The sequence below is a fragment of the Mucilaginibacter sp. NFR10 genome, from assembly GCF_900100445.1.
GTDB lineage: Bacteria > Bacteroidota > Bacteroidia > Sphingobacteriales > Sphingobacteriaceae > Mucilaginibacter > Mucilaginibacter rubeus.
The window spans coordinates 358,834-376,067 of sequence record NZ_FMTV01000007.1 but is presented as its reverse complement, the minus strand read 5'-3'; the positions used below and the strand labels follow the sequence as shown (position 1 = coordinate 376,067).

At 39.8% G+C, this 17,234-nt stretch carries 19 protein-coding genes; 10 read left to right on the top strand and 9 right to left on the bottom strand.

Annotated elements, in window-relative coordinates:
* Nucleotides 1-5 precede the first annotated feature (5 nt).
* On the bottom strand, nucleotides 6-482 hold the full coding sequence (locus tag BLP33_RS22530) for a DUF2214 family protein (RefSeq protein ID WP_139160048.1): 477 nt from the start codon (nucleotides 480-482) through the stop codon (nucleotides 6-8).
* Between the two features lie 130 nt (nucleotides 483-612).
* Between BLP33_RS22530 and BLP33_RS22525 the strand changes: the two genes are divergently transcribed.
* Together BLP33_RS22525 and BLP33_RS22520 are read left to right on the top strand one after the other, a co-directional pair.
* Complete coding sequence (locus tag BLP33_RS22525) at nucleotides 613-1,239, top strand: MarR family winged helix-turn-helix transcriptional regulator (protein ID WP_090533354.1); 627 nt, start codon at nucleotides 613-615, stop codon at nucleotides 1,237-1,239.
* A gap of 134 nt (nucleotides 1,240-1,373) precedes the next feature.
* A complete protein-coding gene (locus tag BLP33_RS22520; RefSeq protein ID WP_090533352.1) occupies nucleotides 1,374-2,171 on the top strand; it encodes a peptidase associated/transthyretin-like domain-containing protein in 798 nt (265 codons plus the stop codon).
* A 354-nt stretch (nucleotides 2,172-2,525) separates the two neighbouring features.
* On the opposite strand, the gene BLP33_RS22510 is transcribed toward BLP33_RS22520, so the two are convergent.
* A complete protein-coding gene (locus tag BLP33_RS22510) occupies nucleotides 2,526-2,753 on the bottom strand; it encodes a hypothetical protein (RefSeq protein WP_090533348.1) in 228 nt (75 codons plus the stop codon).
* A 293-nt stretch (nucleotides 2,754-3,046) separates the two neighbouring features.
* On the opposite strand from BLP33_RS22510, the gene BLP33_RS22505 reads away from it, so the two are divergent.
* Entirely contained in the window at nucleotides 3,047-5,194 is a 2,148-nt protein-coding gene (locus BLP33_RS22505; protein WP_090533346.1) for an alpha-L-fucosidase, read from the top strand.
* A 59-nt stretch (nucleotides 5,195-5,253) separates the two neighbouring features.
* Here the strand turns inward: BLP33_RS22505 and BLP33_RS22500 are convergent, their stop codons facing one another.
* Complete coding sequence (locus tag BLP33_RS22500; protein ID WP_090533344.1) at nucleotides 5,254-6,204, bottom strand: Smr/MutS family protein; 951 nt, start codon at nucleotides 6,202-6,204, stop codon at nucleotides 5,254-5,256.
* A 151-nt stretch (nucleotides 6,205-6,355) separates the two neighbouring features.
* Here BLP33_RS22500 and BLP33_RS22495 point away from each other — a divergent pair, with 151 nt between their 5' ends.
* Together BLP33_RS22495 and BLP33_RS22485 are read left to right on the top strand one after the other, a co-directional pair.
* Nucleotides 6,356-6,862, top strand: a complete 507-nt coding sequence (locus BLP33_RS22495) for a DUF892 family protein (RefSeq protein WP_090533342.1) — start codon at nucleotides 6,356-6,358, stop codon at nucleotides 6,860-6,862.
* Nucleotides 6,863-7,137: 275 nt separating this feature from the next.
* Nucleotides 7,138-9,003 carry a M1 family metallopeptidase gene (locus tag BLP33_RS22485; protein ID WP_090533339.1) on the top strand — a complete coding sequence of 622 codons (1,866 nt, stop codon included), beginning with the start codon at nucleotides 7,138-7,140 and terminating at the stop codon, nucleotides 9,001-9,003.
* 73 nt (nucleotides 9,004-9,076) lie between these two features.
* On the opposite strand, the gene BLP33_RS22480 is transcribed toward BLP33_RS22485, so the two are convergent.
* From BLP33_RS22480 to BLP33_RS27810, 3 genes are all read right to left on the bottom strand, one after another.
* Nucleotides 9,077-9,463 carry a YtxH domain-containing protein gene (locus tag BLP33_RS22480; protein WP_090533337.1) on the bottom strand — a complete coding sequence of 129 codons (387 nt, stop codon included), beginning with the start codon at nucleotides 9,461-9,463 and terminating at the stop codon, nucleotides 9,077-9,079.
* A 187-nt stretch (nucleotides 9,464-9,650) separates the two neighbouring features.
* A complete protein-coding gene (locus BLP33_RS22475; RefSeq protein ID WP_090533335.1) occupies nucleotides 9,651-9,845 on the bottom strand; it encodes a cold-shock protein in 195 nt (64 codons plus the stop codon).
* Nucleotides 9,846-9,966: 121 nt separating this feature from the next.
* Nucleotides 9,967-10,095, bottom strand: a complete 129-nt coding sequence (locus BLP33_RS27810; RefSeq protein WP_256382337.1) for a hypothetical protein — start codon at nucleotides 10,093-10,095, stop codon at nucleotides 9,967-9,969.
* 352 nt (nucleotides 10,096-10,447) lie between these two features.
* On the opposite strand from BLP33_RS27810, the gene BLP33_RS22470 reads away from it, so the two are divergent.
* From BLP33_RS22470 to BLP33_RS22450, 5 genes are all read left to right on the top strand, one after another.
* Nucleotides 10,448-11,098, top strand: a complete 651-nt coding sequence (locus BLP33_RS22470; protein WP_090533333.1) for an HAD family hydrolase — start codon at nucleotides 10,448-10,450, stop codon at nucleotides 11,096-11,098.
* A 200-nt stretch (nucleotides 11,099-11,298) separates the two neighbouring features.
* Entirely contained in the window at nucleotides 11,299-11,496 is a 198-nt protein-coding gene (locus tag BLP33_RS22465) for a hypothetical protein (RefSeq protein ID WP_090533330.1), read from the top strand.
* Between the two features lie 387 nt (nucleotides 11,497-11,883).
* A complete protein-coding gene (locus BLP33_RS22460; RefSeq protein ID WP_090533328.1) occupies nucleotides 11,884-12,585 on the top strand; it encodes an NUDIX hydrolase in 702 nt (233 codons plus the stop codon).
* A gap of 206 nt (nucleotides 12,586-12,791) precedes the next feature.
* Entirely contained in the window at nucleotides 12,792-14,660 is a 1,869-nt protein-coding gene (locus BLP33_RS22455; RefSeq protein WP_090533326.1) for a tetratricopeptide repeat-containing sensor histidine kinase, read from the top strand.
* 106 nt (nucleotides 14,661-14,766) lie between these two features.
* The gene (locus BLP33_RS22450; protein WP_090533324.1) at nucleotides 14,767-15,639 is read left to right on the top strand and encodes a creatininase family protein; all 873 of its coding nucleotides are present in this window, start codon (nucleotides 14,767-14,769) and stop codon (nucleotides 15,637-15,639) included.
* A 55-nt stretch (nucleotides 15,640-15,694) separates the two neighbouring features.
* Here the strand turns inward: BLP33_RS22450 and BLP33_RS22445 are convergent, their stop codons facing one another.
* Genes BLP33_RS22445 through BLP33_RS22435 form a run of 3 tightly spaced genes read right to left on the bottom strand, consistent with a single transcriptional unit; the run spans nucleotide 15,695 to nucleotide 17,207 of the window.
* A complete protein-coding gene (locus BLP33_RS22445) occupies nucleotides 15,695-16,390 on the bottom strand; it encodes an ATP-dependent Clp protease proteolytic subunit (protein ID WP_090533322.1) in 696 nt (231 codons plus the stop codon).
* Between the two features lie 12 nt (nucleotides 16,391-16,402).
* A complete protein-coding gene (locus tag BLP33_RS22440) occupies nucleotides 16,403-16,675 on the bottom strand; it encodes a hypothetical protein (RefSeq protein WP_139160047.1) in 273 nt (90 codons plus the stop codon).
* Nucleotides 16,656-17,207 carry an RNA polymerase sigma factor gene (locus tag BLP33_RS22435; protein ID WP_090533318.1) on the bottom strand — a complete coding sequence of 184 codons (552 nt, stop codon included), beginning with the start codon at nucleotides 17,205-17,207 and terminating at the stop codon, nucleotides 16,656-16,658. The genes BLP33_RS22440 and BLP33_RS22435 overlap by 20 nt, the downstream gene beginning before the upstream one ends.
* Nucleotides 17,208-17,234: the final 27 nt, after the last annotated feature.

Below are 17,234 nucleotides of genomic sequence, written 5' to 3'. Positions count from 1 at the left end.
TTTGATTAACTAAATTTGAAAATGCTTAAAAAAACTATGCTGAAAAACAATATCAGTTGTACCGTAAAAAAGATATTAAGGTTCACCTTAATTTGGTCAACCCGTTCTGCTAAGTAAGCTTTGTCGTTACTCATAATCATTCGTAGCTTTTCGCCTTGCTTCCTTCCAAAAAATATCCCGTTTAGCATTAGAACCAAAACAATTCCCATTTTTATTCTAAACCATAGCTGTTCGCCAAATACGCCATGGGTTAAGGCCATCATGCCAATGCCTGTTATAACCAGCAGGGCGGCACCTATTCCAATCAGTGTTGATGACTTAGATGTACCTGCCAGTATACCTTTTGATTTTTCTGTATCATCATCAAAATGCTTCCAAAAGGTTTTAAATACTGTAAAATCAACAATGGTGGTGCCCGCCATTATAGTTAGCCCTGTTAAGTGTAGTATTAATAGTGCTGGTAAAAAGAGTGAGGTATTCATTTGGTAAGATTGATTAAATTTATAAAATATACCATATGGTAGTAAACTAATGCAATATTATACCAAAAGAAAGTAAATAGCAAATATTGGAGACGTTTTTTTTAGATTTGATACCAAAAGGAAATAACACGTGAATAAAACAGTTGAATTGGTTAAGCTTTGGGGCGATTATGAGGAGCAAAATCCCGGTTGTAATTTGGATGATTTCTTCCGGCATCAGCTAATGGCCAAGGCAGCAGATGAGAAGAAAGCAACGCCCGACTGGCAATTAAGGCCGGGAATTAACGGCAAGCTCATGATTTTGATAAGACGGATAGGAAAGTACCATATGGTATATTCAAACAAAGCGCTTGAAGGTACAGGGCTTGATCAGATAGAGGAGTTCGGTATATTGGTTACTATTTTTAACCAGGTTAACCCAATAAAATCTGAAGCTATTTATAATAACATAATCGAACTATCAAGCGGTACCAATATGCTTAACAGGCTAAAAAAACGCGAACTGATAACCGAGTATGAAGATATTGATGATAAACGTATTAAGCGTTTAAAATTAACAGCCCTTGGAGAGGAAACTCTTGGAAAAGCCAAAGTACGTGTACTTGAAGTTGCGCGAATGATGACCAGTGCATTGAGCGAGGAAGATAAACAGCTTTGCTTTCAATTGCTTAACCCCATTAGCGAAAAGTTTGACGGAACCTTCCAAAAATTTAAAAGCAAAGGTTTTGACGAAATTTTTGAAGCGATGATGAAGTAATTTATTGGCTTTTTTAGCGGAAAGAAAAGGTTTGTGACCGTAATGCGGCATATGTTAATATTTGTTAAAAGTGTACAGGTTAATAATTTATGCGTATATTTAGTTAACCTGCTCACCTGTTAACTGAACCCGTCATGAAAACATTGAAACTTACCTCAACAGTGATATTGATGCTCTTGTCAATAAATCTGTTTGCCCAGCGTGTTAAAGGTATTGTTATTGATAAAGCTACCTATTTGCCGGTGGCAAATGCTTTTATCAATACACCTGCATCAAAAAGTATAAGTAATGCCGAAGGGAAGTTTGTGTTGGCCAACGTAAAGCCCGGTGATACTTTAAGGATCACCAGCATAGGTTACAAGCCTTTTAAGCTTATAGTCAGTTTTTTAAAATTTGATACCTTAAGATGTTACATTGAGCCTGCGGCAACTGTTTTAAGTGAGGTAAAGATCAGGGCCAGGCGTAATGCCAGGGCCGATTCATTACGTAACAGGAGGGAGTTTGCCTCTGTTTTTGCCTATCATAGCTCAACCATAAAAGATGCGTTTATAGCACGTCCGGCTGATCTTGATTTTGGTAAGCCCAGCAATCACATAAATGCGGATAAAAGTACAGCAACTATCTTGAGCATCAACTTGCTGTCGGTGATCGACATGTTGAATAAAAACAGAGCTCCGCAATCAAAGCTGCAAAAGATTTTGCTGAAAGATGAAGAAGATGAGTATGTGGACAGGTTTTTTTCGCCAGAAAAGGTGAGCTCAATAACTAATCTTAAAGGCGATTCGCTGCAAAACTTTATGAACCAATATCACCCCGAAATTAAAAAAGTGAAAAAAATGAGCGATTATGATATGATCAGTTATATTAAAAAAAGCTATGCCGAGTATCTCAAATCGGGTAGCAGGCAAACAGCTCCGCTTTTTGCAAAGTGAAAGGGTCTTATATTGTTAAGCTATACTGTGTTTTGAACAATAGGAAGTGTTGTTACCGAACGGTTTCGTTACCTTTCAATTACCAGGTATTTTTTGTTGCAGCTATAACAAAAATACCTTTTAACCGGCAGCCAAAATGTCAATAGCTTTAACAATGCCGGCCGGTGGATCCTTTGGCCGGTATTGGTTTGGCACTTTGGACAAAATGTATAGCTGTGCCTTTTTTTTGAAGGTTCATTTTCAGTATCTACAATATGCATAACATGAATACAATTAAACCCATTGTATCCTCATAAGCAGGTTTTTATTGATTAAATACCCAAAACTGAAACTATTACTTTTATGGAATAGTTTTTATGAGGCTTTGCTTTTATATTGTGTGCCTGTAAGCACGGGCGATTTTTGGTTAAACCTGTTCCATTCATCAATATTTACCATACCGGGAGCAGTTTCATAATGCTTTTTATTTGTTGGGCAGGTAACCACAAAACCTTTACGGGTTTGATTAATTACCGGGCGTGCACCACATTCTTTGCAAGGCTCACAATGGATATTGGGTTGAATTTGAATAGATTCGGACATTACGTTTTTTTAAAGGTTAAATGAACCCTTGCTACTGAGCAAGAGAATTTTTTTCATTATGAATTAGGGTTAGGGTTGTGTTGCTACAAAGATGCAAATAATATTTTTATTAAAAAAATGCAATTTGTGAAGCGTATTTCACAATTATATAACATGTTTATTAGCAAAAGTGTAAAGTTGAGTTATTTTGTGTGCATAATTGTGTAGCTGTTAGTTTATAACAGGCAAGTTTAAGTTGTGAGTTTTTTGTTTATTAACAACTTTTTTACACTTTGAGGTATTGAAGTCCTCCCATGAAAAAAATCATAAGCACACTGTTATCGTTATTAGTTTGTATTCATTTTGCATTTGCACAACCGCCATCTTCTTCGATAAAGCAATGGCAGGATCAGAAGTTTTCCATGTTTATCCATTTTGGTGGTATTTATTCAGTTTTGGGTGGTGTTTGGGATGGGAAGCCGGTTATCCGCGGCTTAAGTGAGCAAATCCAGGCCCATGCTGGTATTTACAGTGATACTTACGCCAACCTGGCCAAAAACTTTAACCCGATAAACTGGAATGCTGATAGTATTGCCCTGCTGGCTAAAGCGGCTGGGATGCGCTCTGTTGTACTGACTTCAAAACATCACGACGGATTTTGCATGTTTAAAACTACAACTACCGATTTTAATGTGGTTGATGCTACTCCATTTAACCGTGATGTGGTAAAGGAAATGGCCGAAGCCTGTAAAAGGCATGGTCTGAGGTTTGGTTTGTATTTTTCGCTGATAGACTGGCATTATCCGCAGGCATCACCCATATCAAGTCATAATTCTGATTATATAACACCCGAGCATCATGAATATAACAAGAAGCAGGTAACCGAGTTGCTATCAAACTATGGTACTATATCCGAACTTTGGTTTGATATGGGGTCGCAAAGCCCTGAACAAAGTAAAGAGCTTTATCAATTGGTGCACCGCCTGCAGCCTGATTGTATGGTAAGCAGCCGTTTGGGTAATGATCAGGGCGATTTTGCCGTAATGGGTGATAATCAGTATCCCGATTATTCCATCGGAGTGCCCTGGCAGTCGCCCGCTTCATTTTTTGACGAAACCTGGGGCTACCGGTCGTGGCAAAAACGCGGAAGCGAGGATGAAAAGTATAAAGAGAAATTGGAAAGCCTGATCCGCGTGATTAGCAGGGGAGGGAATTACCTGCTTAATATCGGGCCCAAAGGAGATGGCTCAGTAGTTGGTTTTGAAAAGGATGTTTTATTGAAGATAGGGACCTGGCTCCATAAAAATGCCGAAGCTGTTTATGGCACAACTGCCGATCCCTTTTTTGCCTCTTTTGACTGGGGGAATATAACCAGTAAACCCAATAAGCTTTATCTTTTTGTAACCTCGGCACCCGCTGATGGCCTGATCACTTTACCCGGTCTGGAAGGCAGGATTAGTAATGTTTCTGTTTTGGGTGAACAACAATCGCTTAGCTTTAAACAGGCAACTGATGCCGCTGTGATAACCTTACCCGCAGGTTTTGACAGTGAAAAACAAATAAAAGTTATAGCGGTTGACGTTGCCGAAGGTTACAAAGTGCAACCTGTTCATATCCTGAGCAGCAGTTATGACCACATAAAACTGGATGAGCACAACGCTTATAATTATTATAGTTCATCGGGTATTGATTATAACAGCAATTATCAAAGTACGGTAAAGCAAGGCTGGACAATTAAGCCCAAACACAAAGGCAGGTATCAGCCTGCTATACAATATACCGACGAAGAAAAAGGCAGCATTGTTGACCTAAATGTAAATAATGTAACCACCACGTTCAAACTCGACAGCGACAGGAAGATGAAGTATAAACCCGATACGGCTAAAATAAAATGGGGGCCATTATATATAACCGGCCCATACTCCGCGGGCTTAGGAGGTTTAAATGGCAGCGCGGATAAAATCGATATCTCAAAACCTTTTACCAAAGACACCGATAAACCATGGCGGTCTGTAAATTACTATAAAAACGGGCAGCTGATTGATCTGCCTGCAGGCATGGATAATGCTTACTACATTTTGCAAAACATCAACGCAGGCAAGGATTTAATTTACGCGCAGGTTAAGATTACCAGCGGCGATGGCATAATTGTTTTGCTTAATGGGAGGCAACTGCTCATCAATAATAATCCGGGTAAGGCTGCCTCTGTAAGTCATGTCATCAGTTTGGATTTGATGCCCGGCAATAACCAGTTACTGATAAAAGTGTTCAACAACTTTAAAAAGAACATTCCTTTTGCGCTCACACATAGTATTCCACAAAATATCTATATTAAAGATCTTGAACCTTTAACGTTTGAAGCAAATGAACTTTACCCGGTGAGTTTAAAGTTACATGATCCGGCATCGCCGCATCAAACTTTAAAGTTGCCTAATCTTGAAATCTGGTTTGCGAAAAAGTAAGAAAAACCGCCTTACGAAGGTTTTAAAACTTCGTAAGGCTTACTTACTCTCGTAAATTGTTACTTCAACAACACCTTGGTAGCGCCGTAACCAAATTTTTCTTTACGGGCATCCATAAAGGTTTGTACTTTTTTATGCCTGCCCAATTGTTTGTGCAGCTCATTACGCAGCGTGCCATTGCCACCACCGTGTATAAAAGTAATATCAGGTAGTTGATGAACAATAGCTGCATCAAGCGCTTTGTGAAAATGGGCCAGTTGAATCTCCATAATCTCAGCGCTGCTTAAAAACTGGTAATCGTCCCGCAGCTTTTCTATATGCAGGTCAACTTCGCTAACCGGCTTTTCAAGCACTACTTTTTCGGTAGGGCTTTCAAAAAAGCTTTCCTTCAGTTTTTGAGCATCAATAATCAGTTCAGGCTCGTCGAGCCTGATGAGCCAGCCGGCCTGGTTAAGGAATGGAATGTTCTTTTTAGTGGTTGAGAAATCCTTGGCCTTAAACTTTTCATGTACAGCCAACGGTGCCGGTGGTTCAACGTTTTGTTTGGTACTGAATAAAACGCTGAAAATAAACTTTGGCCAAACCTGCAGATCGGCCAGTTGGGCGGAGTAGATATTTTCGGTTGATTTTGGCGCGATGATCCCTGCAAATTCGCCTTTAAATACCTGTTGCTTATCTGTGGTTAAAGTAGCCAGCAACTGAAACGAAGTTTCATTGATTAAATGAAAATGTACGACAGAACTTGCCCTGGCATCAGTAACCACGCCTATATAAACGCCTTTTTTTACAAATTCACCTGGTGTTAAGGGCTTTTCAGCCGTTGTATTGTTGCTTTTTGTCGCCCCTGCCGGTTGGTAACCATGAACGTAAGTTACTTTACTGGCCAGTACCGGAATCTCAAAATCGTCTTCGCCGGTAACGCCTATCATCTGTTCGTCGATGATGCGCGTTACAAAACCTTCCATTTTTTCATCAACAAACCGAACAAAATCGCCTAATTTATATTTCATAGCATTATGTTATTGCAGTGCAAAGTTAATTTATCGGGCACATCTGTCCGGTAATAAAACTTACTTATTTTTAAGGTAAGTTTGATGGGCAATGATGTAATTAATAGCTTTAAGAATATAATCAACCACAACTACACTTTAATTTTATGCTATGAGTAAAAATGCCCCTAAAACACTGGACAATGACTTATTAAAAAAGGTATTTGTCCACAATTTAAACCGCATTTATTTTGGTAAGTGTTATCTTGATAAGCACCTTGGGCACCTGAAAGGCCTCGCTTCTTTTACCGCATTGCAGCAAGCGATACAGGAGTTTTGGGACGATATCAAAAAACAGATAGAACGGATGAATAAGGTGTATACCCTGATTAATGAAATTCCATCGGATAAGAACTGTAACCCTATAAAGTCCATTGTTAAGGATGAGTTTTGCCTGGACGAAGAGCAAACTATACCGGTATTGTTGGATATGGATATTATGTTGTATCTGCAGCTACTTGAGCATATTAATATCACTTCGTGCCATATGTTAATAATGGTGGCCAAGCAGCTTAATTATACTGAAGCTCAACAATTACTTACCGAGTGTAAAGATGAATCAATTGATAATGACGAGCTTTTTACGCTCATTTCCAAAGAATATATTGTTGCTGATTGAGAGGGGAAATAAGAAAGCCATCCGCATAGCGCAGATGGCTTAAATGTTAGTTATTTAATACCCCTATTAAAATAACTGGTAACAAAGTAAAAAAAAATATATTCGATACCGCAAAATATTTATTTATAAATAATCTTTGTGACAGCTTTGTTACAAAATAAGCTCTGATATAGCGATTTATCAAGCGATTTTTTGTTTTAAATTTTCCGATTAATGTTTCTTGCATATCGTTATTTAGTCCAATTAATTTAAATTGGCAACGAAATTTAAGACGTATGACCAAACCCATTATTTTATCTGCATTAGCCTGCATTGCATTTATACAGGTTAAGGCCCAAACCTTGTATATGCCACGCGATATACAAAAAGCATTTAAAAACGAAACGCGCTCGACTGATGGCCGCCCCGGCAAAAAGTACTGGCAAAATTATGGCCGTTATAATATCAGTATTACGGCTGTGCCTCAAAATCGTACTGTAAAAGGCACAGAACAGATCACTTATGTTAATAATAGTCCGGATACTTTAAAAAGGCTTAACATGAAGGTCATCCTGAACATTCATAAACCGGGTGCCGCCCGTTTTGGCGATGCAGGGGCTGACTATCTTACACCGGGCATTCAGTTTGATAGCTTTTCAATTAATGGCGAAGCAAAAAAAGTTGCATCAGGTTCAACAAATCAAATGGTTGGTTTAAGTAAGTCGTTGATGCCTCATGATTCTGTTAAGCTTGATATTGGCTGGCATTTTGAAATTTCGAAAGAAAGCGGCCGCGAAGGAATGATCGATTCAACTACCTGCTACCTGGCTTATTTTTATCCGCGGGTGTCGGTTTATGACGATTACAATGGCTGGGACAGGCTACCTTTTTTAGATGCCCAGGAATTTTACAACGACTTTAACGACTATACCCTGCACGTTACCGCGCCTAAAAACTACGTGGTTTGGGCTACCGGTACCCTGCAAAACCCTGAAGAGGTGCTTCAGCCTGAATATGCAAAACGATTGAAGGCTTCATTCACCAGTGATTCAACTATCAATATTGCATCGGCTGCTGAGCTTGCCGCCCATAAAGTAACGGCTCAAAAGGAGATGAACACCTGGACCTGGACCGCTATTGATATCAGCGATATGGCTGTAGGTATTAGTGATCATTATGTATGGGATGCAGCCAGCGTTGTGGTTGATGACGCAACAAACCGCCGGGCCAGTATGCAGGCTGCTTTTTTAGATAGCTCGGAAGATTTTCATCATGCGGTACAAAACGGCCGTAATTCATTAAGCTGGTTATCACATAACTGGCCGGGGATACCCTACCCGTTCCCTAAAATGACGTCGTTCCAGGGCTTTGCAGATATGGAATACCCTATGATGGTTAACGATAGCCATACCAACGATGTGCGCTTTTCGCAGTTTGTGCAGGATCATGAAATAGCGCATACCTATTTCCCTTTTTATATGGGTATTAACGAAAGCCGTTATGCATTTATGGACGAGGGCTGGGCAACCACTTTTGAACTGTTGATTGGAACATCAGAAGTTGGCAAAGAAAAAGCTGAAGCATTGTATAAAAATTTCCGTGTTGACAGATGGATCCATGATGCTTCAACCGCCGAAGATCAGCCGGTCATTACACCATCGAGCGAATTGAGGGGTGGGTACGGTAATAACTCATACGGTAAGCCATCATTAAGTTATTTAGCCCTGAAAGACATGCTGGGCGATCAACTATTCAAAAAAGCCCTGCATGGATATATGGACCGCTGGCATGGCAAACACCCAATACCATGGGATTATTTTAACTCTATGAGTAATATTACAGGTAAAAACCTTGATTGGTTTTTCAATAACTGGTTCTTTACTAATTACTATATCGATCTGTCGGTAAAAGGTGTAACCAAAACAGCCGGTGGTTATACAGTAGCAATTAAAAACGTGGGCGGTTTTGTAATTCCGTTTGATGTAAAAATTACTTATGCTGATGGTTCGGCCGAAAGCATTCATCAAACCCCTGTGGTTTGGGAAAAAAATCAAAAGCAAATTTCGGTAGATATCAAAACCGCCAAAACCATTAAATCAGCTACTTTAGATGGCGGTATATTTATGGATGCTGATGACAGCAACAATACATGGAATAAATAATAAAAAAAACGCTTATAAATAATAAAACCCTGCCAACTGGCAGGGTTTTATTATTTTATGATAGTACTAAATATTATGCGTTTTGTACAGAATTGTTCCAGTCATTAGCAGTTGCTTTAGCTTTATCTTTTGCGCTTTCGGCGGCGTCGCTGGCTTTGCCTGCAATTTCATCGGCTTTTGATTGTACTGTGTCAACAGCTTTATCTTTAGCATCCCAAAGGTCACTAACAGTTCCGCTAAACTTGGTTTTTGCTTTGTCAATTACATTGTTGCTGTAATCTTTGATTTCTCCGGCTGTTGTTTGCGCTTTCGTTTTGGCTGTATCAACCAAATCATTTATATAGTCTGCAATATCTCCTCTCAATTCAGTCCCTTTTTCAGGAGCTAACAATAAACCCAAAGCCGCGCCCGCCGCTGCACCTACCAATAGTGCTGCTATAATTTTTGCTTGATCTTTCATGTTCTTTCTTTGTTTTATATGTAGTCGATTTATGATATCATAGTTTAAACAACAACAATGCCAGTTTTATTTGAAAGTAACATTCAAATATTAAGTTGAAATACCCTGCAGGTTAATAAAAAAAATAAGTCAACAAAAAAGGCACTCAAAAATTGAGTGCCTGGTAGGCTTAATGATTATATTATAATTATATAACTTTTACATTTACCGCGTTAAGACCTTTACGGCCGTTTTCAACTTCGTATTCAACGGTGTCGTTTTCACGAACTTCGTCAATAAGGCCTGTTGAATGAACAAAAATATCCGGACCACCATTGCTTGGTACTATAAATCCGAAACCTTTTGTTTCATTAAAAAATTTTACTGTTCCTTGATTTTGCATTCTTTTATTTATTAATGCCGCCAAGGTAGTTATAATTTACCGTAATCAGCAATAGCCAAAGCGTAATTTAGGTGTAAATCAAATCTGTGGGATAGTATTTGTCCGGTTAAATAATTGATGATCAGGCTACTGACAAATGGCCTCCCTGGATGGTGTCTTCCGAATCTTTTACTATCCCCCGTATCTTTTCATCCAGTTCGTTAACGGTATGTTCTATTATATTAAAGTAACCAAAATCAATATTTTCCATTCGCATGAGGTTTAATATACCAAGCTTTGACGCTACCGGCCTCCGCAATTCGTGCGATTGTATGATAGCTATACGGTTGAGCGCCTCTTTTTGAATTATTGCTTAAGCTTAAAATTCATTATGGTTAAAATCTTTAGGATTAAATACCTTTTTATCGGATGGATTAAGTACATGAAAAGACCAATGTTTCGCTAAAAAAATCGAACAATATATTCATTCATCGTGCGGCTGTTAAAAACTAATCGCCTATGTGTTTAAAGAATATGTGGCCTAATTCAACTTTTAGTTTTTTAAAGGTTTAAGTTTGCCGAAAAATTGGCTCGGTTTTATCTCATAAATTGAAAATTAATACATGAAGGCCTTTATATTCGACCTCAACGGCACTATGATCAATGACATGCCTTATCATACCAAAGCATGGCAATATCTTTTAAATACCGACCTTGGCGGTAGCTTTACCTGGGATGAAGTAAAACCACAGATGTACGGCAAAAATCAGGAAGTACTGGTACGTATGTTTGGCCCCAATCGCTTTACTGCCGAAGAAATGGACAGGCTCTCGTACCTTAAGGAACAGCGCTACCAGGATGAGTTTTTGCCCCATCTGGCATTATTGCCCGGCTTGCATGAGTTTTTGGAAAAAGCTTATCAAAACGGTATCCCTATGGCTATCGGTTCAGCCGCTATTCCTTTTAACATTGATTTTGTACTGGATAATCTTAACATCAGGCATTATTTTAAAGCAATAGTAAGTGCCGATGACGTAGTACTAAGTAAACCCCATCCAGAAACATTTTTAAAAGCTGCCGAATTGCTGAATACATTGCCCACAGATTGTATTGTGTTTGAGGATGTACCTAAAGGTGCTGAAGCTGCCGCTAATGCAGGTATGAAAGCTATTGTACTTACTACTACCCATCAAATAGATGAGTTTTCCGAATTGCAAAACGTAATTCATTTTGCCGATGATTTTACGGATGACTTTATTGGTAGCCTGGTATAATAAATAGTTGGGCAAACGCATTTTAATATTTAGTGATGATGACTTGTTGTTAATATAGCTAACGAAATAAGGTTATGATATAAATGCCCTTGGTGCCTATTTATAAACCTGCCCCGGACCTTTTATGATGAAACTTAAATTCAGCCTGCTTTTGCTCCTGTCCAGTATGTGCATGCAGTGATCATATTTATGCGCCGGCCATGCACCATAGCGATATTGCTTATCTGCCTAAACCGGTATCTGCCGATGCTGTCAAATCGACAAATTATATTTCGGGGGCGTTAGTAGTTGATGAAAGCCCTAATTACTCAGACGAGTTGGTTAGTGGACAGCTTAATTTTAGCCGCGCACATGCATTTGATCATTTCAACCCGGCTTACGGTGCTATGGTACATTAGGTAATTATCATAACAGCGAATTGGAGCCGCAAGATCCCAACTACTTTAAAAATAAGTTCTTTGGAACGGCAGGAGGGAGGTTGTCGGGAACTTTTTTGTGAGCAGCGGACGTATTGATTTTCGCTTTATCGATTTTGAAGCGGCGAGGGAATTTATTTGTGCGAGCATCGTAACCACGGCGGCAACCGCATGCTGGTAATATCGGCATGGGGCGAATAAATAATGAATAAATGTCAATTATTATTGTAAAAAGCACAATTAATTTACACATTTGACTAACAATTGTAAATTAATGCGTTTTTAACAGGTATAACACAGCAAATTTGCAAGCTTATATCGAATGTTATTCTATATTTGTTTTTACCATAAAATTATTACTGTTTATAAATGCTCAAGTACTCCAAGCAAACAAGGTTATTATTAGCTGTTGATTGTATCATTTTTGGCTTTGATGGCGAAGTTTTAAAGATCCTATTGATAAAAAGAGGCTTTCAACCCGAAAAGGGAAACTGGAGCCTGATGGGTGGCTTTGTTCAGCCAGATGAAAGTCTTGATCAAAGTGCCAACCGCATTTTAAAGCAATTAACCGGTTTGGAGGGCGTGTACCTTGAACAATTATATACTTTTGGGCAACCCCAGCGTGACCCTATTGAGCGTACAGTATCTGTAGCATACTTTGCACTGGTTGACATCCATAAATATGAAGCCCAGATTAGTGATGATTACCATGCCGAATGGTTTCAGCTTAAACGCGCCCCTAAATTGATATTTGACCAGCAGGAAATGGTTGAGCAGGCCCGCAAACGCATCCGCTACAAAGCAGCTATGCATCCTATCCTGTTTGAGCTTTTGCCCACCAAGTTTACTATTCCGCAATTGCAAACACTTTACGAAAGCGTGTTTAATACCACTATTGATAAACGTAATTTCAGTAAAAGGGTGCTGGCAACCGGTTTACTCATTAAACTGGCCGATAAGGATAAAGCCGGCTCAAAACGCGGTGCTTATTATTACCAGTTAAACATGCAAAACTATTATGCCAAGTTTCAGGCATTTATGAACTTTATTCCTAATCCCGATTCGTTATAACAGTTCTTTGAATCATTTTTTTATTTCAGCCATTATGCCGGTATTACCTGCATAAGCTTGAATATCTTTTTTTGGGGATAGCAGTTTAAATTAACTGTAACTCAGGCCTATTTTATTTAACATTCTCCAACCATACCATTTTTTATCCGTATAATAGCTTTAGGCTATATTATGAACCGTTAGCCCCGTTTTGCAAATATTAATTAATGAAAAAAAACGTAAGCTTTTTAGTATTACTGTTGCTTGCTGTATCTGAATGTTTTGGCCAATTCAGGGAGGTTAATAAACTAAAAAAAGACTTGCCCTTAACGCATGATAGCATACAATATGTAAATACGCTTAACAGGCTGGGGATGCTTATGTATGAGCAAAATATCGACAGTGCTTTCAATTATGCTAAAAAGGCAAGAACTATAGCTGAACGGCTTGGCTATAAGGCTGGGAAGGCCGATGCACTAAATGTTATAGGCATTGTTTATGATCTTAAAGGCAATCTACAGCTTTCACTGCGCTATTATAACGAGGCTTATAACCTTTACAAAGAATTAAATGATACCTCAAACGTTGTACAGGGGTTAATGAACATTGGCCTTGTGTTTAACGAGAACAAGGAAGATAAAAAAGCGATAAACTTTTTTAAGCGGGCATTAAACATTGGTAAAACCCTGCAGCGCGACTCTATCATGGCGTTGGTGCTGTGCAATTACCTGCTCCTATACCCCGAGCAAATCCCCAAAGATTCGGTTGAAGTTTACCTTGATAAAGCACGCGAAATTGGCACAAGGTATAAAGATAAACGTATGCTCGTTGAAGCAGACCAGGTACAGGGATTGCTATACCTTCAAAGCAACAAGCGTGAACAAGGTGTGGCGCTTTTACAAAAAGCAGTAGATAATGGTTTGGCCATGGAGCTTTATTACCTGAGCCTTGATATAGTCATGAACCTTGGCGACTTGTACTTCGAAAATAATGTTCCCAAAGCTATTGAATACTACAAACAGGGACTTTTTATCGCCGAAAAAAGCGGCTATCACTATTATGAAAAAGTCTTCGGGAAAAAATTATATGATATTTATATTGCTCAAAATAATCTGCCCGAAGTACAGCGCTACAGTTCAAAATTGCTGAAACTATATGACGACGAGGAGAAGTACACTAATACAACAGGTTTTGATTATATTGATTATGCCCTGAAAGACCAGGAACTGGAAGCTATAACCATCCGGAGCCAAAACAGGCAGGTGCTTGCGATTGTACTTGGTGTTTTATTTGTGATAACCGCCATTACCGTAATATTTACTTACCGACTGTACAACCTGAAGAAAAAGCACGGACAAACATTGGAAGAACTTAATCACACCGTACAGCTACGAAACGAAAAACTGCAAATAGATCATGAATTCAACAACCGGCTGGTATCTATTCTTGCGCATGATTTCAGGCAGCCAATAGGTGCACTCAAAACACTGGCAACGGTACTTAAAGACGCCGATACTTTTACACGGGAAGAATTGATGGAATTGGTAGATACCATGGAGCATTCTTCAAACATTTCGCTGGAGATTTTTGAAAACATATTGCAATGGATCAAACAGCAATTGTCGGGCTTTAATTACAAAGCTGTTCCCCTGCCTTTAAAGGACCTTATAGATGAGGCAATACAACCATTTTACTTAATGGGTAAAGACCGCGGGCTTAGGTTCGTAATCAAAGTGAACCCGGCCATTGTTATTCATGCCGACAAAGAGTTGGTACAGTTTATCCACCGCAATTTTATACATAACGCCATTAAGTTTTCGCCAGATAATTCAACTATTACTATAGGTGCATCAAGCGATGACAACGATGTAACTGTTTGTGTACAGGACGAAGGAAAAGGTATTTCGCCCGATAAGCTAAAGTTGCTCTTTAATTTTAAAGCCAACATGCAGTACAGTAACGAAAAGGAAAAAGGCGCAGGCGTAGCGCTCATGATCTGTAAAGATTTTACCGAAAAAATGAATGGCCGGATCTGGGTTGAAAACGACAAGGAAAAAGGGGCTATTTTCTGCTACTCATTGCCCAATATCCATTAACCTCTTCATTGTAATTTTTAAATTACCTATTGAAAAACAACATTTTAAGTTCGTAAATTTCAGTTCAAATACAGTTTGCTATAACCTGTTATTAAACCTATAATTTATGAAAACTTACTTATTACTGTTTGCAGCGCTGCTGCTTTCTGCTTATTCCTTTGCCCAGCAAATACCTGCGCGCTGGGACGAGCTTGTTGCCTCAGATTTTCCTGCTGCACTCGAAAAATCGTCGAAAACCTGTATCCTGCCCATTGGGATCCTGGAAAAACACGGCCCTCACTCCCCTTTAGGCACCGATCTGATCCATGTGCGTGAGTGGGCTGCCCATGCTGTTAAGTCGGAATATGCAGTTGTATTTCCTGATTATTTTTATGGGCAGATCAATGAGGCCCGTCATCAGCCAGGAACGTTTGCGCTGCCAAGCAAAGTGATCTGGGATTTACTGGAAGCTACCTGCGATGAAATTGCTCGAAACGGATTTGATAAAATAGTAATACTAAATGGTCATGGAGGTAACCCGGAGTTTATCCAGTTCTTTATGCAATCACTGCTGAACAAACGCCACAACTATGCTGTATATTTTTATGATCCGCACAGTGGCGACAAGGAGTATAATGACCAATATCGGAAAATGCACAAGTCGGCTATTGAAGGCGACCAGCACGCGGGTGAAAGCGAAACCGCATCAATGCTGTACTATCGCCCCGACCTGATGAAGATGGACCGGGCAGCATCACAATCGGGCGATAATCAACATCGTTTAAACCTGGCTAATATTTACACGCCTATATGGTGGTACGCCGCCTACCCTAACCACTATGCCGGTGAAGGAGCCAAAGCCACACCCGAATTCGGCAAATTTATAGCAGAGCATGAAATAGCCAGCTTTGTACAAGCGCTTAAAGCGATTAAGGCCGATACCAGTACCATCAAATTGCAAAATGAGTTTTTTGATAAGGTGGATGCATTGAATAAGTGATTTAAATAGCCAGACTTACGAAGCAATTAAACTTCGTAAGTCTTCAATATGCTAATCAATCCTCCTTCGCTCCCAAAACCTCGTCTATCATACCAAAAGCTTTCGCTTCTTTAGCTATCATCCAGTAGTCCCTGTCGGATACTTCATAAACCCTGTCATAGCTTTGCCCGCTGTGTTTGGCTGTGATCTCATACAGTTCTCGCTTCATTTTAGAGATCTGTCGGGCAGCAATTTCAATGTCCGATTCCTGCCCCTGCGCTCCACCTGATGGCTGGTGCAACATTACCCGTGAATGCGGCAAGGCAGCCCGTTTGCCGTTGGCGCCGGCGCAAAGTAATGTCGAAGCCATTGAAGCGGCCATACCGGTACAGATAGTAGCCACATCAGGCGATATAAACTGCATGGTGTCATAAATCCCCAGTCCGGCATATACCGAACCACCCGGTGAATTGATATAGATCTGGATATCCTTTTTGGCGTCGGCCGATTGCAGGAAAAGCAATTGCGCCTGGATGATGTTAGCCACCTGTTCATCTATCGCAGTGCCAAGAAAAATAATCCTGTCCATCATCAGCCTCGAAAAAACATCCATTTGCGAGATGTTGAGCTGCCGCTCTTCCATAATATAGGGTGTCATGCCCATGCTTATTTTGCTGTTATTTACCTGCGCAATAAATCTGTCAACATGTAAACTTTGGACACGGCGATGCCCTACCGCATATCTGCGGAACTCCTTTTGATTAATATTCATAAAATTTAATGTTTAGCGTTTAAGGAACAAACGCATGATCTTTTGCCTGAAACCCGCATGCTCAGGCAGGCTAAATAGCTTTTGTTGTACGGTTTCAATTTCGGCCTTAAGGCTGTTACGGCCATATTGCTGCACCAGGGCCATAGTTTGTTTATGCCACATCACCTTATACGCAAGGCCAGGATTGATGATCAGTTTGGCCTCGAACAGCAGTGCCTCATCAGGCGCAGTTTGCCCAAGCACATGATCGTCAATTTCCTTGATCTCATTCAATGAAGTCCTCATAGGCCAGTGATTGTTCTTTAACTGTTTCCCTTACCTTTTCAATGCATTTATACTTCTGCACAGTAGCTGATCGCTCACCCGCGTAGCCAAACAAATCCGCGAGATCCTTCATGGGCAGCTTATGATAATAAAAAGCGCTTAGCAACTCCATGCATTTTTTACCCGCCGTTTCCAGGTATCTCATTAGTTTAACTGCCGATGGCTGATCTTCAGTTTCATCTGTAACATCAAAACCTTTGGTACAATTATCAAGCGACAGGTTATGGCGGTCACCCTTAAACTTTTTGAGCCAAAGATGTTTGGCAATACCCAGCAGGTAAGCCTTTTCACCGTTATGCGGTGACAGATCACCGTTTAACGTCTTTTCATAATAAATAACAAGGGCATCTTGAAAAATATCTTTCGCGTCATCAAAAGAGCCGCCCATTTTGCTTACATATTTAGCCACTGTTGGGAAAGCGCTTTGGTAAAGCTTCGTAATGAGTTTTTCCCTTCGGGCGGCCGGTTTATCAAAAACTATCTCATGTGTCATGATCAGTGCGTTTAATAGTAAGTGCGC